Annotated in this window: 16 protein-coding genes and 1 riboswitch; all 16 genes read left to right on the top strand. The window is 56.3% G+C overall.

Annotated features, from left to right (window positions below):
* Window positions 1-165 precede the first annotated feature (165 nt).
* Window positions 166-269, top strand: a riboswitch (purine riboswitch).
* A gap of 169 nt (window positions 270-438) precedes the next feature.
* Window positions 439-1,044: a xanthine phosphoribosyltransferase gene (locus tag MHI24_RS14885; protein ID WP_340026367.1), complete on the top strand. Its 606-nt coding sequence runs from the start codon at window positions 439-441 to the stop codon at window positions 1,042-1,044.
* The gene (locus tag MHI24_RS14880) at window positions 1,038-2,351 is read left to right on the top strand and encodes a nucleobase:cation symporter-2 family protein (protein ID WP_340026366.1); all 1,314 of its coding nucleotides are present in this window, start codon (window positions 1,038-1,040) and stop codon (window positions 2,349-2,351) included. Before MHI24_RS14885 ends, MHI24_RS14880 begins: the two co-directional genes overlap by 7 nt.
* Before the next feature lie 236 nt (window positions 2,352-2,587).
* The gene (locus MHI24_RS14875; RefSeq protein WP_340026365.1) at window positions 2,588-5,656 is read left to right on the top strand and encodes an ATP-binding protein; all 3,069 of its coding nucleotides are present in this window, start codon (window positions 2,588-2,590) and stop codon (window positions 5,654-5,656) included.
* Between the two features lie 39 nt (window positions 5,657-5,695).
* On the top strand, window positions 5,696-6,838 hold the full coding sequence (locus MHI24_RS14870) for a response regulator (protein WP_340026364.1): 1,143 nt from the start codon (window positions 5,696-5,698) through the stop codon (window positions 6,836-6,838).
* Between the two features lie 163 nt (window positions 6,839-7,001).
* Window positions 7,002-7,220 (top strand): hypothetical protein, encoded by a 219-nt coding sequence (locus tag MHI24_RS14865; RefSeq protein ID WP_340026363.1) that lies wholly within the window; start codon window positions 7,002-7,004, stop codon window positions 7,218-7,220.
* Between the two features lie 28 nt (window positions 7,221-7,248).
* Complete coding sequence (locus tag MHI24_RS14860; RefSeq protein ID WP_340026362.1) at window positions 7,249-7,941, top strand: hypothetical protein; 693 nt, start codon at window positions 7,249-7,251, stop codon at window positions 7,939-7,941.
* On the top strand, window positions 7,938-9,161 hold the full coding sequence (locus tag MHI24_RS14855; RefSeq protein ID WP_340026361.1) for a glutathionylspermidine synthase family protein: 1,224 nt from the start codon (window positions 7,938-7,940) through the stop codon (window positions 9,159-9,161). The genes MHI24_RS14860 and MHI24_RS14855 overlap by 4 nt, the downstream gene beginning before the upstream one ends.
* Window positions 9,148-9,798, top strand: coding sequence for a signal peptide protein (locus MHI24_RS14850; RefSeq protein ID WP_340026360.1), 651 nt, complete (start codon window positions 9,148-9,150; stop codon window positions 9,796-9,798). The genes MHI24_RS14855 and MHI24_RS14850 overlap by 14 nt, the downstream gene beginning before the upstream one ends.
* Window positions 9,795-10,187, top strand: coding sequence for a DUF350 domain-containing protein (locus MHI24_RS14845; protein ID WP_340026359.1), 393 nt, complete (start codon window positions 9,795-9,797; stop codon window positions 10,185-10,187). The genes MHI24_RS14850 and MHI24_RS14845 overlap by 4 nt, the downstream gene beginning before the upstream one ends.
* 38 nt (window positions 10,188-10,225) lie before the next feature.
* Window positions 10,226-11,251 (top strand): ion channel, encoded by a 1,026-nt coding sequence (locus tag MHI24_RS14840; RefSeq protein ID WP_340026358.1) that lies wholly within the window; start codon window positions 10,226-10,228, stop codon window positions 11,249-11,251.
* 497 nt (window positions 11,252-11,748) lie between these two features.
* On the top strand, window positions 11,749-12,891 hold the full coding sequence (locus MHI24_RS14835; RefSeq protein ID WP_340026357.1) for a glycosyl hydrolase family 8: 1,143 nt from the start codon (window positions 11,749-11,751) through the stop codon (window positions 12,889-12,891).
* 20 nt (window positions 12,892-12,911) lie between these two features.
* Window positions 12,912-14,474 (top strand): hypothetical protein, encoded by a 1,563-nt coding sequence (locus tag MHI24_RS14830; protein ID WP_340026356.1) that lies wholly within the window; start codon window positions 12,912-12,914, stop codon window positions 14,472-14,474.
* Window positions 14,471-16,027: a hypothetical protein gene (locus tag MHI24_RS14825; protein WP_340026355.1), complete on the top strand. Its 1,557-nt coding sequence runs from the start codon at window positions 14,471-14,473 to the stop codon at window positions 16,025-16,027. Before MHI24_RS14830 ends, MHI24_RS14825 begins: the two co-directional genes overlap by 4 nt.
* 31 nt (window positions 16,028-16,058) lie before the next feature.
* Window positions 16,059-17,309 (top strand): glycosyltransferase, encoded by a 1,251-nt coding sequence (locus MHI24_RS14820; RefSeq protein WP_340026354.1) that lies wholly within the window; start codon window positions 16,059-16,061, stop codon window positions 17,307-17,309.
* 40 nt (window positions 17,310-17,349) lie between these two features.
* On the top strand, window positions 17,350-19,437 hold the full coding sequence (locus tag MHI24_RS14815) for a cellulose biosynthesis cyclic di-GMP-binding regulatory protein BcsB (RefSeq protein WP_340026353.1): 2,088 nt from the start codon (window positions 17,350-17,352) through the stop codon (window positions 19,435-19,437).
* The gene (locus tag MHI24_RS14810; RefSeq protein WP_340026352.1) at window positions 19,434-20,288 is read left to right on the top strand and encodes a diguanylate cyclase; all 855 of its coding nucleotides are present in this window, start codon (window positions 19,434-19,436) and stop codon (window positions 20,286-20,288) included. The genes MHI24_RS14815 and MHI24_RS14810 overlap by 4 nt, the downstream gene beginning before the upstream one ends.
* Window positions 20,289-20,341 lie beyond the last annotated feature (53 nt).

The following is a 20,341-nucleotide window of genomic DNA, read 5'->3' as shown; positions in this document are numbered from 1 at the left end:
CGAAATCCTAAATTTACATAGTTGCTCCCGTGTCTGAGCCAGTATATTCTAGCCAAGGGTTCCTTATGCCGTTTGTTCATGAAAAATTATGAAATTCGCCGCATTTATCCTTAAAATTTGGCTTGTAAGCAATGAAAGGAGCGTGTAAGATAAACGAAGGTTTTCAAAACAGGCATTATTATAACTCATATAATCTTGGGAATAGGGCCCATAAGTTTCTACCGGATAACCACTGCAATTATCCGACTATGAGTGAAATAGCGCATCTAGGGTTCCGTTTCTTGAGCTGCAGCTCGAAGAAGGGCTGGTCCAAGCGATGCGGACACATCTACTTGTGTTACACCACCCAGGGACAAAAACCCAGAAGGACAGATTCACTTGAGAGAAACGCTCAGGGGATCTGTCTTTTTTGATTTCAAAGGAGGAAGAACGGCTGTAATGAAGGTATTGGAGGAACGCATCAGACAAGAGGGCAGCATTCTGTCAGACACCGTACTGAAAGTAGATTCGTTTCTGAACCATCAGGTGGATACGGAGCTGGCGCTGCAGATCGGGCAGGAATTCGCCGCAATCTTCGGTAACCTGCCGGTGACGAAGGTGCTGACGGTGGAGGCCAGCGGCATCCAGTTCGCCATGGCGGCGGGGATTGCGCTGGGAGTACCGTTCATTTATGCCAAGAAGAAGAAGGCGGTCACGCTCTCGGAGGCAGTGTACTCGGCGGCAGTCCATTCATTCACCCGCCAGGAGGACTACCTGATCAGTATTTCACAGAAGTACTTGGGACCAGAAGATAAGGTGCTGATCGTCGATGATTTCCTGGCTACCGGTGCTGCGCTTGTAGGGCTGTGCGATATCGTAGCCGAATCCGGCGCAGAGCTGCTGGGGGTCGGCTGTGTCATTGAGAAAAGCTTCCAGGAAGGGCGCGGCCTGCTGGAGCAGCGCGGCATTCCTGTACATTCGCTGGCGCGGATCGCTTCGATGTCGCCGGGCGAGATTCATTTCATCGATCAGGGAGAACGGACTAAGGAGAGTGCAGAATGTTAAGCAAGCAGAAGATATTTGCCCTCGGGCTGCAGCATGTGCTGGCGATGTACGCCGGAGCGGTGATCGTACCGCTGGTGGTCGGAGGGGCTTTGAACTTAAGCGGTACGCAGATGGCTTACCTGATTGCCGCGGATTTGTTCACCTGCGGTCTCGCTACCCTGCTGCAGGTCATGGGCAGCAAGTATTTCGGCAGCGGACTGCCTGTGGTCCTTGGCTGTACCTTCACCGCCGTCAGCCCGATTATCGCCATTGCTTCAGGCTCTAATCTGGCAACAGCCTACGGTGCGATTATAATCTCAGGCCTGTTCGTGGTACTGGCCGCCCCGGTGTACGGGAAGCTGCTGAAGTTCTTCCCGACCGTAGTTACCGGATCGGTAGTGACCATTATCGGACTGTCACTGATTCCGGTGGCAATGAATAATGTGGCCGGCGGCCAGGGCAGCGCCGACTTCGGACAGCCCCGCAATCTGCTGCTGGCGCTAATTACACTGCTGGTTATCCTGGCTGTGAACCGGCTGACCACCGGCTTCCTGCGTTCCGTTTCGGTGCTGGTCGGCCTCGTGGTTGGCACAGCCATCGGTTACTTCATGGGCATTGTACATTTCTCTACGGTGACTACAGCCTCTTGGGTCAGCGTGGCCCAGCCGTTCTACTTCGGCTGGCCGCAGTTCAGCGTTACCGCCATCTTCACGATGATCATCGTTAATATTGTATCCATGGTCGAATCAACAGGGGTCTACTTTGCTGTAGGCAAAGCAACGGACCAGAAGGTCGAGCAGAAGCAGATCGTGAACGGCCTGCGCTCCGAGGGGCTGGCCATCATGCTCGGCGGATTGTTCAATGCCTTCCCCTACACCGCCTTCTCCCAGAATGTGGGCTTGCTGTCGCTGACGCGGGTGAAGACGCGCAATGTCATTTTTGCGGCCGGCGGGATTATGGTCGTGCTCGGGCTGCTGCCTAAGCTGGCCGCACTGACCACGGTTGTGCCGAATGCGGTGCTGGGCGGGGCAATGATTGTCATGTTCGGCTCCGTCGCCGCCTCCGGGATGTCGATTCTGGCCGATGTGGACCTGCGCAAGGACGGCAATCTGCTGATTGCCGCCTGCAGTATTGCCGTGGGTCTCGGCTCGGCTGTGCTCCCGTCCATGTTCGACCAGCTGCCGGAATTCGCCCGGATGCTGCTGCAGAACGGGATCGTCTCCGGTTCGCTTACCGCGATTATTCTGAATATCTGCCTGACGAAGAGCCAGGAGCAGACCGCTGATTCCGCCGGTGTTGCCGGAGCTGCGGCTCCTGAAGCCAAGTAAAATATTCCATCCTCCTAAAATCTAATCAGATGCCAAGCCGATTCCGAAATATAGGAATCGGCTTTTTTTAAAATATAAGAATTTATATGTTTCACATGATAACTTATCCTTATATTTCTCGCTGAAACGGGTGCCGTCCTTATAAAAGGACGGCAAAGCCGTTTCACTTGCGTAAGGGAACCGTTCCTAATGTATAATTTATACAATGACAACCAGAAAGGAATGGCAGAGGATCTATGAGAAAGTATTGGCTGAGTATTCTCGGCAGTCTGGCGCTGGTGCTGATCGTTCCGCTAATCCTTGTACTTCAGTCGCTGCATCCCCGTGAAGTAACCATGCCGCAAGCCCGCCAGGGCCTGATCGACCTGCGTACCTGGGATTTCCGGCACGACGGTGTCGTGAAGCTGAACGGGGAATGGGAGATGTACCGCGGGGCCCTGCTGACGCCGGAGGACTTCCGGCTCCCGGGCGGGAAACCGGGCGCTCCGGCTGTATCTGCGATGGCCCGGGTTCCCGGGAAATGGAATGAGGACATTGCCGGGCAAGGTGCTCCCGCCGCCAAAGGATACGCTACATACCGTCTTCAGGCCCGGATTCCCGCAGGGGAAGCCGAGGTCTATGGCCTGCGCACCAGCAACATCCGCAGCGCCAGCAAAGTCTTCTTGAACGGGCAGGAGCTGGGGAGCAGCGGCACCCCGGCCGCCTCTGCTGAAGAGGGGAGACAGAACAACGCACCCTTAATGGGCTTCGCCTCGGTGACCGGAGATACGATGGAGATTATCGTTCAAGTGGCCAATTACAGCTATTCCTCGGGGGGCATCGTTCAGCCGATTGTCATCGGCAACCAGGCTTCGATCCTGAAGCACAGGGAGCTTGCCCTGTTCGTGGACGGAGCTTCACTGATCGGGTTCTTCGTGCTCGCCTTATTCCTGCTGATGTTCTCCAGGGTCAGACAGAGCCGGGGGGTTACGCTCTATCTGGGGCTGTTCTGCATCGCGGCATTTGTCTATGTTCTAACCCACGGCGAGAAGCTCATCACCTGGGCGATGCCCGGCTTCCCCTATGAGGTTATTCTTAAGCTGCAGCTGGCCTCATCCACTCTGGTCTATTACTATCTGCTCCACTATGTTGCTAACTCTGTGAATTATCCGATATCGGTTGCAGTCATCAAGGCCTCCAGGCTGATTACAGCGCTGCTGCTGCTGATTGCCGTCTTCGTGCCCGCTTATTTGTTCTCCTACCTGGAACTCCTGCTGCTGACCTGGGGCTCGGTGAGCATCGGCTTCGTCCTCTACACGATGGTGCAGGGTACCCGGAAGAGCGCCAGGAATATGTTCCTGATGATGGTCAGCATCGAGAGTCTCAGCGTAGTCATTATTTATTATCTGGTCAGCGTCATGGGCCTGACCTTAAGTTATTTCATCATCTCCTACGAGATTGTCCTGTTCGGCTTCATCCAGGCGATTGTGATGACCCGCAAGTATTCATCCTCCTTCCTGGAGGTGGAGCAGCTGTCCCGCCGCCTGCTGACGCTGGACGGCCTGAAGGACGACTTCATCTCCGATACCTCCAAGGAGCTGCGCGAGCCGCTGCAGGGCATTGTCAATCTGGCCAAGGTGCTGGCCCGGGGGACAGCGGGCTCCATCAGCAGCGCCCAGAGTGAGCAGCTGCTCACGATTGTCTCCACCGGCAAGCGGCTGACCGCTCTGATTCATGATATGTCCGACTTTGCGAAGCTGAATCACGGCTCGCTCTCTCTGCGCCGGCAGGCCGTTGATCTGCGGACGTCAGCTTCCTCCATTATGGAGGTAACCCGCCAGATCTACGGGAACAGCCTGCTTGAATTCCGGCTGAGTCTGCCCGGGCAGCTTCCGCTGCTGGAGACGGACGAGCAGCGCCTTGCCCAGATCCTGCACAATTTACTCGCAAACGCGGTGAATTATACCCCCAGAGGCGTGATAACCCTGTCTGCCGAGGTTAAAGAAGAGTATGTTGCCATTATTATTTCGGACACAGGCGAGGGCATAGCTCCTGAACGGCTGCGCTGCATATTTGATGCCTATGATCCGAGCGGCCCCGCAGCGAACAAGGTCTACAAGGAGAACGGGCTTGGCCTCAGCATCACCCAGAGGCTGGTAGAGCTGACAGGCGGGGAGATTGAGGCCCATTCGGTGGTCGGCCACGGCTCCGTCTTCCGCTTCACCCAGCCTATACTGCGGCAGAGCCATGCGCTGCAGGAGGAATTCCCGGAATCGGCCGTCTGGGAGACCGCCGCCGCGCTGCAGCTTCCCGAAGCAGTGACGGAGCCGCCGCCGGCCGATTGCTGTACGATTCTGGTCGTGGATAATGATCCGGTCAATCTTCGCGTCCTGACCGGAGTGCTGCAACTGGAGAACCATACCGTTATTACCGCCAGCAGCGGGGTGGAGGCCGTCCATATCATCCAGCAGCATCCTGAGCTTGATCTGGTCATTGCCGACTGGGTGATGCCCGAGCTGCCCGGGCTGCTGCTGTGCAAATCGATCCGTGAGCGGTTCGCCTTGTCCGAGCTGCCGATTCTGGTGCTGATGTCCAGCAGCCGTCCCGATGATATTCTGGCCGCCTTCGAGGCGGGGGCGAATGATTATCTGAGCAAGCCGGTGGAGCTGCGCGAGTTCAAGGCGCGTGTACAGACCCTGCTGGATATGCGCAAGTCGATCCGCGTCTCTGTCCAGGCGGAAATTGCCTTCCTGCAGGCTCAAATTAAGCCGCATTTCTTGTATAATGCACTTAATGCCATTATTTCGGTATGTCCTGAGGACCCGGAGAAGGCGACAGAGCTGCTGCTGGACCTCAGCCAGTATCTGCGCAGCAGCTTCGACTTCCAGAACCGGGGCCAGACGGTTCCGATTGATAAGGAGCTCGGGCTGGTTAAATCCTATCTGGCACTGGAGCAGGCGCGCTTCGATGAACGGCTCCAGATCCAGTATGATATGCCGGACGATATTATGGGAATGGTCCCGCCGCTCAGCATTCAGCCGATTGTCGAGAATGCCGTGAACCACGGCCTGATGCAGAAGGAATCCGGAGGTACGGTGCAGCTGTCTGTGCAGCTGCTGCCCGGCAGCCTTAGAGTCGCCGTTCAGGATAACGGGGTCGGCATGACTCCGGAGCGGATTGCCGAGGTGCTGTCTGAGGAACGGACGGAGGGGGGCATCGGCCTGCGGAATATTCAGCGCCGCCTGCACAAAATGTACGGAACGGGTCTTAAGATTGACAGTGTGCCTGGCCGGGGAACATCCATATCGTATATCATTCCCAGATAGCAGAATTCAAGAACAGGCAACAGGAGGTGAGTCCTTGCGATGAGAGCAATACTGATCGATGATGAGAAGCCTGCGCTCCAGCATCTGGAGCGCCTGCTCCTGAAGGATGGGCGGCTTCAGATCAGCGGGAAATTCACTTCGGCGCGGACCGGGCTTGCGCATCTGGAGCGGGAGCAGGCGGATATCGTCTTCCTGGATATCGGAATGCCGGAGATGAACGGGCTGGAGGCCGGGGAATATATTGCCGGTCTGAACGGCAACACCCGGATCGTCTATATTACTGCCTACAGCGAGTACGCGATTGAGGCGTTTGAATTGAATGCGGTTGACTATCTGCTGAAGCCGGTAACCTCCCAGCGGCTGAACAAAACACTGGAGCGGCTGAAGCCCCATCCGGTGCCGGCCGCGGCCGCAGAGCCACCGGCGGCCCCGCCCGAAGCTGCACCGCCGGGGAAGCAGCTGTCGATTCTCTGCTTCAAGCGGCTGGAGTTCGTGGACAGCACACAGCCGGGACGCAAGATGCAGTGGAGGACAAGCAAGGCGCAGGAGGTCTTCGCCCTGCTGCTGCATAACCGAGGACAATGGATCCTGAAGGATACGATTGTCGACCTGGTCTGGCCCGATTTCAAGCCGGAGAAGGCGGTTACGAATCTGCATACCACCGTGTATCATATCCGCAAGCTGCTGAAGGCGTGGGAGATGGAGGTGCTGGTCGAGTTCTCGCAGGAACGGTACAGGCTGACCAAGGAGCAGGTCATGCTGGATGTGGAGGAATTCGAGCAGGGCTATTCCGGCACGCCTGTGGAATCGGAAGAGGAATGGCTGCGCCGTGAGAGCATCCTCCAGCTGTACCGGGGGGATTATCTGGATGAGCATCATTATGACTGGGCCGAGATCCGGCGCAAGGAGCTGCAGGTGCGGTATATCCGCATGTCGCTGCATTCCGCTGAATATGAATTAGCTTCCGGCCGGCCGCGGCAGGCGCTGGAGCGGCTGCTGGATTTGCAGGCCGCAGACCCTTATTCGGACCAGATCTGCAGGCTGATATTGCGAAGCTATGCCGACCTGGGGGATTTCATCGGATTCAGGACACACTATGATAAATACAAGGAATTGCTGGAGCGGGACCTGGGCATCCGCCCGGATCAGGTGATGGACAGCTGGGTACAGCGGGTGCTGTGAAGCGGGGCTGTCCATTTCGTGATTTCCGATTGCTAATTTGAGCTGCCCGGCATAGAATTTAGTTGATCTGAAGAGATAATCTTCCAGGCCGCGAAAGTCTGAAACGTTGCCGTGTAAGCAGCGTATCAGAGGCATACGAGTGTTCAAGAGGAGATGGGGATGAATGGATAACGGCATGAGAGTCATCCTGTTCGAGAAGCTGCCGGATGGCGCCCTGAACAGGATTGAGGAGCGCGTCTGGAGCATGAATATGGTGACTGCTCTGGAGCATGTCAATTATATTGTTGTGGACGGCCGCGAATTCGAAACGGTTGAGGGCAGGCTGAATGTGGATGAAGGGACGCTGGAGCTGCTGCTGGTTCCGATGCGTACCGATGAATAGCATGAATATGAGGGAAGGAGGGCCCAAGTTGGCCAAAGACGAAGAGAATGCTAAAGAATCCGCAGTAAGCCGGCTGTTCACACCGGACGGCAAGCCGGTCCGCGTGCTGTCCACCTCGCTCGGCATTGCCCTGCTGGCCAATGCGTTATTTGTTCCCGGCGCCGCCGGGGCCAGCGGAGGCAGCGGCGAGGAGCCGAAGCTGGTCTCCTGGTCTACCGAGGAAGTGAAGCAGTATTTCGACAAGAACGTAGACTGGAATATTCCATACCCGGATGAGAACCAGCAGGAGACGGTCCAGGAAGGCCAGGGGGCCGTAACCTCAGGCGGCACTACGGTCATCAATAATTACGGCGGGTACAGCTCCGGCTTCGGCTGGGATGATGTGCTGCTGTACCACATGCTGTTCAACAACGGCTCCTACTACTCTTCACGCGGCTGGTACAATGACCGGCCTACTTATTATGGAGGCACACGCAATACCTATAAGCCGCCAACCTACAACAGCGGGCGGTTCCAGAACAAGCCTGTTGCCGGGTCTGTGGTGAAGCCGAAGACCTCCACTTCGTCAACCGGCTCCATTACGAGAAGGAACAAATCCTCCAAATCAGGCGGCATCGGCGGCACCTCCAGCGGACTGGGCTCCAGCAAGTCCAAGTCGGGTTCCGGCATAAGCTCCGGCAAAAGCTCCAGCAGATCCGGCAAGAGCGGTTTCGGCGGATGAGCCAGGCCGAGAGCGTATTCGAATACATCGACCAGTCTGCACTGGAGCGGGCGCCGCGCGTCCGGCAGCTGTATGAGCTGGGCTTCACCTGGGCCGATCTGGAGGATGAGGAGTACTGGCTGGATGCGGTAGCGGTCATGCGCCGTGAGACCTACGAGGAGCTGAGGGAAGCCTCGGCGCAGCTCTGGATGATCTTAGATAAGGCTGCACGTTACATCCACCGCCGGCAAGACCTGTATGACCTGCTGGGCATTCCTCCGGTCCTGTGGCAGATGCTTGACGACTGCCCGCTGCCGGAGCCGGGGAAGATCAGCCGGTACGCGCGGTTTGATTTTGCTGTAGCCGGTGACGGGACGATTAAGCTGCTGGAGCTGAATGCAGATACGCCGACCGGATATGTGGAAGCCTCCATCGCTACGCCGTGGGTCTGCGCAGAAGCGGGGATTGCCAGCGTGAATGCGGGAATGAAGCAGCAGCTTGCCGCCGCCTGGAGCGTGGAACGCCCCGATACAGTAGCCTGTATTGATTACGGCAGCCACGAGGAGGACAGCGGGACGATTGAGGCGCTTGCCGCCCATAGCGGACTTGATGTCCGCTGCGTCGATTGTCTGGATCTGTGGATTGACGAGGGCATCGTCAAGGACGCGGAGGGCCGGGTTATTGAGCGGATGTTCGCGCTGTACCCGAAGGAGTGGATGTCGGTCGATGAAGGCGGCGATGCCTTGGCGTATGCCATAGAGACCGGGAAGCTCCAGCTGTTCAACGGGCCGCACAGCATTATTCTCCAGTCCAAGGGGCTGATTGCAGCGGTCTGGGGCATGTATGAGCTTGGCCTGCTGTTCAGCGGGGAGGAGCGCCAGGCGATCTCCCGTTATATCCTGCCGACCTATAATAAGGCGGTATTCTCCGAGAGCTTTGTATCCAAGTCCGTATTCGGCCGCGAGGGCGGCTCTGTGCGGATCTATAGCGACAGCGGGGAGCTGGAGATCGCGGATGAAGAGGGCTATGACAGCAGCGAGCTGTTCCCGGTGGTCTATCAGAAGCGGGCTGAGATGGCCCGGATTATGACGCCTGAGGGGGAGCTGCACCTGCTGACCGGCATGTTCGTCATTAACGGGGAGCCCTGCGGGCTGCTCGGCCGGGCCGGCGGGCCGATTACAGGCAACGCCAGCCATTTTATCGCGCTAGGAGTGAGGGGGCTTGAAGATGTTCAAGGGTAGGAAGGGGCGTGCCCCGGTGCGGGGAAGCCGGAGCGGGCTGCTGACCGCCATGCTGCTGCTGGCGGTGCTGCTGCTGAGCGCATGCGGGAACAGTAACAGTGTATTTCATACCGGGACCGATACGACAGACAGTGTATCGCGGGTTCCGTGGGACTACCGGGTGGTGGAAGGCAAGGTCGGGGATCTCGTCGGCAGCGACATGACCATCCTGCCGGATAATGAGCTGCTTCCCAATGACGGGAACTATGCCACCGGGGATACCGTCTGGACGCTCCAATTCATGGATGCCGAGCTGATTACCGATGCCGACCAGAAGAATGAGGTCCGGCTGTCCGGCTGGACTACGCTGAAATCTTATGCCGACCAGAAGACGGCCGCAGAGGATCTGGCTAATCTGAAGGTCTCGATCACAACGGATGTTGATCTTGTCGGCGTCTACAAGACCCAATATCAGAACAAGACCAGAAATTTCGCCGTCATTGAGCTGCCCTCCGGCAACCGGGTGAAGCAGCCGATTGATGACAAGCGTTACACCGCAATGGAGAAGCAGAAGACTGTCTCCGTAGTGCTGGAGGAAGTACATGATTTTGCCGACTATGATTCGGCCTATGCGAAATTTCGGGGGTGGGCTAAATGACGATTGCAATTAATTTGATAGTCAGTATTCTGACCATTGTGCTGCTTCAGGTGATTGGTATGGTGATCTTCACGCTGATGACTCCGTTTAAGGATATGGAGGAGCTGAAGAAGGGGAATGTGGCGGTAGCACTGGCTTTTGGCGGCAAATTCCTGGCTACGGCGATCATTCTGGGGGTGGCTGCTTATACGAACACCTCGATCTGGTTCATGATGCTGTGGTTTGCTGTAGGCTATGTCTGCCTGATCGCCTCTTACTGGCTGTTCGAGCTGTTCACGCCCGGGTTCCGGATCTCGGAGCAATTGCAGCAGGCGAATGTCGCTGTCGGTACTGTGCTCTGCATGGTCTTCATCGGGACCGCCTTTGCCGTCAGCAGTCTGATTATATAGCAGGACCGGTTCCAATAAGCTGAAGGCAGGGATGAGCGTTGCATTTTCTGATCCGGTTATCCGGCAAGCTGCTGCATTTGAAGAAGAAATCCATTGCGCTGATTATTGTGGCCTTCATCCTTCTGAGCGCCACCACCGCCTATTTGCTGGAGCCGGACACGTTCCATAGCTGGTTCAATGCCTTCTACTGGGTAATGACCACGATGGCTACGGTCGGGTACGGCGACTATTTTGCCACCACTTCTACCGGCAAGGTATTTACGATTTTCCTATACATTTTTGGCATTGGACTGCTCAGTCTGGTCATTGGCAAGATTATTGATGCCATGGGAGAGATGCAGCGCAGGAGAGGAGCCGGAACGTTGACCTTTCACGGGCACAATCATGTGGTCCTGATTAACTGGAACCGGAAGACGAGGGCGGCGGTCGATGAGATTCTCTGTTATGACAAGAGCTGCCGCATCGTAATTATCGATGAGAACGGGCGTCATCCGCTGGAGGAGCTGGAGCAGGTCCACTTCATCAGCGGGGATGCCGCAAATGATGAGATTCTGCTGAAGGCGAATATCGGGAGCGCACGGGCGGCTATTGTGTTCAGCGACACCCGGATCGACGAGGCCTCGCTGAGCGACGGCAAGACGCTGCTGATTGCGTCCAGCATTGAACGGATTGCCCCGCAGGTACATACTACGGTGGAAATTATGCAGGAGAAGAACATCCAGAACTTCAAACATGTACAGGTGAATGAGTTCGTGCTCTCCCATGATGCCATCTCCCGGCTGGCGGTCCGGTCGGCCCTCCAGGAGGGGAACGCCGAGGTCATTCATCAGCTGCTCAGCCGTGAGCACGGCGACGATATCTATGAGATCCCCCGAAGCAGCGACTGGAACACCTATGGCGATGCCTTTCAGGATCTGCTGCGCCAGGGGGCGACTCTATTGTCCGACCGCGGCGACCTGGGCATTAACCGTAAGCTGGACCAGCCGATCCCGGCGGAGGCGAGACTCTATATTGTGGCCGATGAGGAGACGTACCGGAGAATTATAGAGGGTAAGAGAAGCTGAATATGCGATAACGCGGAGCTGTTCCGGTCATTGTGACACGGGGACAGCTTTTTTGTTGTTGCTTAGGAATCGAAAAACCGAACACAATGGGGGCTGCTGTACCGAGGAATGGGCCCCCTACTTCACAGCCAGTAACAGTTATAGAGAAATCCTGCAAGAAGTGCAACAATCCTGCCCCATAGAAGCGGTCTATGCTGAAATCCTGCACAAAATGCAACAAATCCAGCGCTAACCTGCTCTAAACAGCGAAATTTGTGCAAAAAATACAACATTGTACTTCAGCCCGTAACATTGCATAGAAGAATCCTGCAAAAAGTGCAACAATCCTGCCCCTTATAAGCGTCCCGTAAGGGAAGGCAGCAGCATCCTTCACCGCAGGGTGATTTTTGTTGGGCAAAAGACACATATTGTTCGCAAAAACAGTAAAGAATGTGACAATAATTACCGTTATATTAGTAGGGCCGCTGCTAGGTTGCCTGATAAGGATGTGACACCACTTGAAAATCAGATTCCGCACAATGGCTGCGCTCGGCATGACGCTGCTCCTGCTCACCTCCTGCGGGGGGAATTCCATCCCTCCGGCTGGAACACCGGCCGCCTCCCCGGCAGCAAGCACCCGGCCGGAAGAGGTGCAGCGTGAACCCGTACCGGAGCAGCAGCAATTACTGTATTTCATAGAGACGCAGCTTATGGGCCCCTATGGGGTATATACGAATCTGCAGGAGACCGGCGAGTCGGCAGAGGTGGCGACAGGCCATGAGGTGCTGAGCGAGTCTGCCTCTCTGATGATGGAGACGGCCGTGCGGATGGGCGATCAGGAGCTGTTCGACCGGCAGTGGGCGCTGGCCCGCAGAACCTTTGACATGGAGGGCGGCTTCAGCTACCGCTTCAGCCCCAAGCAGGAGAAGCGCTATCCCGTGAATGCAGCGGTCGATGACCTGCGGATGATCGGGGCATTGTATGAAGCCGGGCAGCATTTCGGTAAGCCGGAATACACTGAAGAAGCTGAACAATATGGCATTCGTTTCTATAAAAATAACGTGAAAAATGGCTACATTTATGACATCTATGACAATTTCTACAAAGTGGTCAACGAATTCGTAACTTTGTGTTATATTGATCTGGGTGTAGTGCAGAATTTGTCGATATCTAGCGAATTAAAAGAGAGTTTGTCCCATAATATGACTGGCATTCTGGAGGAGGGGTATCTGTCCGATGCTTTCCCGTTCTATGAGACCCGGTATGATTACAGCACGAAGCAATACAGCTCGGAGGGCATTAATACAGTAGAGTCTCTGCTGACGATTCTTCATCTGGCAGAGCTTGGTCTGGAGAAGCCCGCCAGCCTCCGCTATATTACGGAGCAAGTCGAGGCGGGGACTTTGTACGGTAAGTATACACGGGACGGGCAGCCGATGAATGATGTACGGTCTACGGCGATTTATGCGCTGACGGCCATGATTGGCGCGGAGCTGGGCGACAGCTCACTCTATCAATCCAGTATCGGACGGATGAATGAATTCAGAGTGACCGATGAAGCAAGTCCGCTGTACGGCGGATTCGGCGATCCTGCGGCGGAGCAGGCGTACTCTTTTGATAACCTGATGGCACTGCTGGCGTATTCCTATAAGGCCCAATAATATAATGGGGTGAATCAGCAATGATAGACAACTTAGAGACAACCTCAGCAACCTCAGTTCAGACCCGGCCCGGTATTAGACTTGCCGGTATTCGGATTACTCCGGCGTTTGCCGCTGCTTTTGGTGTGCTGCTGGTGACGGTGATTGCGCTGTTTACAGCTCCTTATGTGGGAATGGCGGATAACGGGGACTTTTACCGGATAATATATAGTAACGGCTTATACTTCAATCTCCCGGACTATGACAGCCAGTACTTCGGGTACTTCGTGAAGCAGTTCGGAATCTTCCAGTACTTCAACGAGAACAGCACGATGGTGGTGTCGTCCCAGTCCCTGTTCATCAAGCTGGCGCTGCACCTCAATCAGCTGCTGTTCAGCAAGGAAGTGTTCGATATCCGGTTCCAGGCTGCCATCTACACGGTGCTGTATGTCGCGGCTGTCTACCTGCTGGTTGAGGCAATTACGCTCAAAATGTCGCCCAAGCGGGGGATGGCGGTTGCTGCGCTGGCGGTCTTCATCTTCGGGGATACGGGGTATACTGCCTATTTCAACTCTTTCTTCGGGGAGAGCCTGGTGATGGTGACGATGATGCTGGTGTTCGCTTCCTGGCTGCTGATCTACCGCAAACGGTATAACGATTATGCCATGCTGGCGGTCCTGCTGGTCAGCACGCTGATTCTTACGACCTCCAAGCAGCAGAACGCTCCGGTGGGTATGGTCATTGCGCTGCTGTCCATTCCGCTGTTCTGGGTCCGCCGGGACAAGCTGTTCCGCACGGTTACCCTGCTGTCGGCCGGTCTGATGATGTTCGCCGGAATTGCCACCTATCTTAATATCTCCAAAGAGTTCGTGAATATTAACCAATATCATGCAATGACGCGCGGCGTGCTGATGGAGTCGGAGAACCCGGAGAAGGCGCTGCAGAACTTCGGCATTAATGAGCAGTTCGCGATTCTCAAATCGAATACCTATTATGACCAATACGGGACGGTGGATGTGAAGTCCGATCTGCTGGAAAAAGAGTTCTACAGCCGCTACGGCTTCGTCTCCATACTGAAGTATTATATGACCCACCCGGACCAGTTGGGCTCAATTCTGGACACGGCTGCTGAAAGTGCTTATACGATCAAGCCGGCAGCTATGGGCAACTATGAGAAGTCCGCAGGCAAGGAGTTCCGGGCCCAGAGCCACTTCTTCAGCTTGTACAGCTCGCTCAAGGAGGAGCTGGCCCCCCGTCCCTTCGCCTTCATTCTGCTCTGGATGGCGGTTATTATCGGCGTCTACATGCCGTCCTTCGTCAGCGCGGTCCGCGCCAGGGATTTCCGGGGGATGCAGCGTCTGCTGGTGATTCTGGCCACCATGCTTGCCGGATTGTCAGGCATTGTGGTCTCCATTATCGGAGCCGGGGATGCCGATATTGCCAAGCATGAATTCCTGTTCACGCTGGCCTTCGACCTGATTACCTTCCAGGCGGTGGCCAGTGTGATCGGCCGCGGACTCTCTGCGAAGAAGCCGCTGCCGGCCGCTCCGCCTGTGTTGCCGGCGGGCGATTATTCCAGCCTGAACAAGGGAGTGGGCGCTTGAAACGCACAGGCATGATCATGGTGCTGCTGATGTTCCTGGCCGGGGTGCTGCTGCCTCCGGCCCGGCCGGTCTCTGCCGCTGCGGCAGCGGAGACACCGCATATTCTGCTGCTGTTCGACAGCCTGGCGCAGCCCGCAGACGGAGAGGGAAATGTGGCGGAGCTGCAGCGGCTGCTGGCCGCTTACAGTGTGCAGGTTACAGTGAAGCACTTGTCTGATTATGAGCCGGGCAGCCTGCCGGACTATTCCGGGGTTGTCACCGTCGTCAACCAGAATGAGCTGAAGCTGGCGAATGCCGCTTATCTTCAGGATGCGGCCTCCTATCAGGGGGCTGTCCTGCATGTCGGGTACAGGCCGCCTGCACGCGTGCAGCAGGCGCTTGGGCTGAAGACCGGGGTCTGGCATGGTGCAAGTGCCACCCTGTCCATCGGCGGGTTCACCGGGGTCACGCTTCCGGTCGAGGGGATGCCTTATATTACTGCCTCAACCGGCGGACGCACCTATGGGGAGTGGACCTCGGCAGACGGCAGCGTGCAGGCTCCCTTCGCAGCAAGCCGCGGCAGCACCGCATATCTGCCATATCTGAAGCAAGGGAATTTCACCGCTATCGCAGCGGGTTATGTGCTGAAAGATTGGCTGAAGTCCGCAGCCGATCCTCAACTGTACCTTGTAATCAAAGAGATCTATCCGTTCTCTGATCTCAATCTGCTGGAGCAGATGGCCGAGCGGCTGTATAACAGCGGGATTCCCTTCATTGCCAGCGTCCGGCCGGTGTTCGGCAATACGGATTTCCCCGCGATGAAGCGGTATCTGGAGGCCTTAAGGACCGTGCAGTCCCGCAACGGCAGCATCGTGGTCAATGTGCCCGCCGTAAGGCCGCCGATCAGCCTCAGCGACCGGTCGCTGCGCGGGAAAATGAATCTGTTCCTCAATGTCCTGGTGGAGGGCGGTGTCGCGCCGCTGGGCGTTGCGGCGGAGAATTACTGGACGTATGACAAGGAGTACTCCACCGCTGGCATGGGGTTCTTCAGCTCGGCAGTGCTCTACCCCGATGCGGAGACCCTGTATATGGAGCAGACCGATACCTCGGCGGTGTTCGGCTCTGCGCTCTACAGCCTCCCGCCGGAATTACTGCAGGGCATCGGCAGAACCGGCAAGGCGATGCCGCAGCTGCCGCTGAATGCGGCGGTAACCCTGGACCTGCCGCAGGATGAGCGGGGGCTGGAAGAGATGCTGCAGCGGTTAAGCGGGGAATGGTACACCTTCGCCGACTATAAGCAGGAGCCGCATCGTGTGGCGACCGACCTCCACCGTGTGGAAGCCTCGGACGGGGTGATCCGGGTGGACGGCAACCCCCTGGGGGTGGATTATCAGCCGCAGGCCGTGGCCGGTGATTACCAGTACCAGGAGAAGCAGGCCACCAGCTTCAATACGCTGTTCAGCGTGCAGAATCAGTTCTTCATCGTTGTCATTCTAGCAGCGCTGCTCTTCTTCGGCGGCTTGCTGGCGGTAGGATACAGGCTGTACCGCAGGAAATATTTGAATAAGCCATAGCAGAAAATTTATACGACATTAGGAGAATACTATGACGATCTCAGACGTGCTGATGGTCATTGCGGTCATTTGCATCTGGTCCCTGCTGCTGGTGAATGTAACACTGATTATTGCGGGGTATCTGTATTATATTGCAACGGAGAACGAACCGCCGCCGGAAATTTCTGGGGAGCATCCGATGGTCACGATTATGGTTCCTGCGCATAACGAGGGCATCGTGATCGGCCAGACCGTCGAATCCCTGCTGGCGCTGGATTACCCGCACGACCGGTATGAGATTATCGTCATCAATGATAATTCATCAGATAACAGCGCGGAGCTGCTGGCCGGAATCCAGCGGAGGAATCCGGAGCGCAATCTGATCATTATCAACACCGATGCCGTCACCGGCGGCAAAGGCAAATCCAATGCGCTGAACATCGGCTTCGCCCGCAGCAGGGGCGAGCTGATTGCGATCTATGATGCGGATAATACACCTGAGCGCCCGGCGCTGAAATATCTGGTGGCCGAGATCATCAAGGATGCAGGGCTTGGAGCGGTCATCGGCAAGTTCAGAACCCGCAACCGCGATGCCAGCCTGCTGACCCGGTTCATCAACATTGAGACGCTGTCCTTTCAGTGGATGGCCCAGGCGGGACGCTGGAAGCTCTTCAAGCTCTGTACGATTCCGGGAACTAACTTCATTATGCGCCGGTCCATCGTCGAGAGCATCGGCGGCTGGGATGTGAAGGCAATCGCCGAGGACACGGAGATCAGCTTTCGCATCTATATGATGGGCTACCGGATCAAGTTCCAGCCGAAATCGGTCACCTGGGAGCAGGAGCCGCAGACGGTCAAGGTGTGGTTCAAGCAGCGGACCCGCTGGGCCAAGGGCAATATCTATGTCATCGTGAAGAACCTTCCGCTGCTCTTCAACCGGAAGGCGGCGAAGATCCGCTTCGATATTCTGTATTATGTCTCTATCTACTTCCTGCTGCTGATCTCGCTGCTCACCTCTGACACCCTGCTGGTCCTCCATGCGATGGGGTATGTTCATACTACCATTGCCGGGCTCAGCAGCTTCCTGTGGCTGCTTGCCATTGTGCTGTTCGTGGTCGGGATCTTCGTGACCCTGACGACGGAGAAGGGGGAGATGAGCCTGTCGAACCTGTGGATTATATTGCTGATGTATGTGTCGTATTGCCAGCTCTGGATGGTGGTTGCAGCCTACGGGCTGTACAACTACCTCAAGGACGTTATTTTCAAGCGGGAAGCCAAATGGTATAAGACCGAGCGGTACTGAGCGCCGGGAGTCCAGAAATTAGACAACAGGAGATAGGAATATGACGACAAAACGGATCATAACAATGCTGCTCTGCCTTGCCATCCTCCTCGTCCAGCTTCCGGCACCGGCAGCGGCAGCTCTCCCGGGTGAAGCCGGGCAGACCTATGAAACCTCGTTCACCGGCAGCGAAATCTCGCTGCGGGGCTCAAGCTCCCAGCAGCAATACTTCACGGTCATGAAGTATTGGGATGTGGAGCAGGTGACGGTTAATCTGCATTATCAGTCCTCCCAGCTGAATGAGGATACCCGCTCCAGCGTTACGCTGTCGCTGAACGGCATCCCGTTCTACTCGTTCCGGCCGTCCCGTGACAGTAACGGACAGCAGAGCCTGAGCATCACCGCCCCCAAGGGCTTCCTGAAGGAGGGCAGCAACACGCTGAGCATCCAGGGCAGCCTGAGAACAGACTCGGGCGAGTATCAATTATGCAGTATGGATGATGAGCAGGACAGCTGGCTGCATCTGTTCAATACCTCCAATATTGCGGTGAGATACACAGCAAAGCCGATTACCGGGGGAATTGAGGATTTCAGCGCCAGATTCTCGGGAATGGATACGGTGAGAGAGGGGCAGAGCCTGCTGGCTGTGCCGCAGAAGGCCAGCGGGGCGGAGCTGGAGAGTGCCACCTATGCCCTTGCAGGGTTTGCCAAAGGCAACACGCTGAATGACCGGACCATCCTGCTGCTGCCTTACCGTGAGGACACCGCAGCAGATAAGGAGGCTGTTGTGCTGGTTGCCATGTATGATCATCTCCCGGACCGGATCAAAAAGCTGGTAAGCACAGAGAATGATCTTAGCAAGTATGCGGTTATCGAGCTGGTGAACAAGGAGTCACAGCCAACGCTGGTTGTGACCTCCAAGGATGAGAGCCTGCTGATCAAGGCCGGCAGGCTGCTGGCGAGCAGAACGCTGGTAAGCCAGCTCAGCCAGGACCGGAAGGTTGTGAGTGATGCCACCGATGTGGCCGAGGCCGCACCGCCGATCAGCACGAACATCACCTTCACGGAGACAGGGGATAAGCTGACCGGGCCGAATCATCAGGAGCAGACCTATTTCGTGTCCCTGCCGTCCAACCGCTCCATTGCGGATGACGGGCGGATCAGCCTGGACTTCCGTTATGCACAGAACCTGGACTTCAACCGCTCTCTGGTAACGGTCAGTATCAACGATACGCCGATCGGCAGCAAGAAGCTGACGAAGGAGCTGGCGAACGGGGATGTCCTGAATCTGAATGTGCCGCAGAGCCTGAACATCTCCGGCAACTTCACGGTGACGGTCGCCTTCGACCTGGAGCTGGCAAGCGTGCTCTGCACACCGAACCGGGAGCAGATGCCATGGGCCTATATCAGCAAGGAATCGGCGATGCGCCTGAATACGAAGGACCGCACCGATCTGCTGCTGGGCAATTACCCGTATCCGTTCCTGCGTGACGGTATCTTCAACCGGCTCGCGGTGGTGCTGCCGCAGGAGCGGGATGATTACACCTACCGGAGCCTGGGCAACCTCCTGAACATGCTGGGCCAATATGCCGAAGGAAATACCGGGGATGTCCACTACTATAACGACAACGCAACCGCGGACAATCTGAAGGACAACAACATCATTGCCATCGGGACCTATAAGAACAACAAGGTTATCCGCGACAATAATGACAAGCTCTTCTTCAAGTTCAGCAAAGACGGTTCTACCCTCCTGTCCAACGAAAAGTTAGCGATTGAGCAGCAGTACGGCGCCGGAATAGGCACCCTGCAGCTGCTGGAATCGCCTTACGAGAGCGGACGCGGCCTGCTGGCGGTGACAGCGGTAAGCTCCGAGAGCAACTTCATCGTCTCCAAGCTGATCGGCACCGAGAAGGACCGGTGGAAGGTATACGGTGACGGGGTGGTGGCGGACAAGGACGGCACCGTCCAGGCGTACCGCTTCAAGACCATCTCCGGCGCGGCAAGCAGCTCACTGGTCTCGAAGGCGCTGGAGCGTACGGATGTGCTGGGCTTCGTGACTGCGGCGGTTATGATCGTTGCGCTGGTGATCGTATCCCTGCTGCTGCTCTACCGCAAACATAAGAAGAAGCGGGGTGATCAAGCGTGAGACGTAACCGCAGCAGTCTGGCCTCGGATCTCGGCTTCCTGGCGTTTCTGGTCCTGATCTTCGCCTGCATCGTCTACATCGCGGGCTCTCCGGACCGCTACGTTCAGAATATTATTATTCTTAATGTATCGTTCATCCTGGCCCTGGTCACGTATTTCACCACGGTCACCGCCGGACTTACACTAAATCTGGCGTTCATCTTCGGCTACGGCTTCTTCGTCGTCTACCAGACGGTATCCCAAGGCGCGTCCATCGGGGTCGATACGTACTTCTGGCTGATTATGACCCCGCTGCTTACAGTAGTGCTCTGGGTCTTCACCTCCCATACCCGCGAGCTGCAGGAGGAGAATGAACGGCTGCTGAAGCGGACGGCCAACCTGGCGGCTGTGGATGAGAATACGGATCTGCGCAACAGCATTTCTTTTCAGAAGGATGCCAGCCTGTTCACCGGAATCTCGACCCGTTACCATATTCCGCTGACCCTGCTGGTCGTGAAGGTGAAGTACTGGAGCGAGATCCGCCGCCTGATCCCGGAGGAGCAGCTCTCGGAGGCGATCTACGATGTGTCCCAGCTCAGCCAGTCCAGTATCCGTACCAATGATGCGCTGTATCTGCTGGACAAGGAGGATGCCACGTGGGGGCTGCTGCTGTTCACAGACCGCGAGGGCGCCAAAATTGTCATTGAGCGGATCAAGCAGCGGCTGCAGCATCTGAATGACACGGAATTCTCCGGCAAATACAAGGTCAATCTGGGCCTGAAGATCGGCGCGGTGGAATATGAGGCGGAGAAAATCGAGAACCCGCTCGACTTCATCGTCCAGGCCAAAAAACAGCTGGAATACGATGTGTAAAACAGTGCCGTTACGGGGATTTAGGCCTTGACTCCAAGCAGGGTTTCACGTAT

Origin of the sequence: Paenibacillus sp. FSL K6-1096, assembly GCF_037977055.1 — a bacterium.
Classification (GTDB): Bacteria; Bacillota; Bacilli; order Paenibacillales; family Paenibacillaceae; genus Paenibacillus_AQ.
The sequence above is the reverse complement of the archived record's forward strand: the minus strand, read 5'-3'. Positions and strand labels throughout refer to the sequence as shown.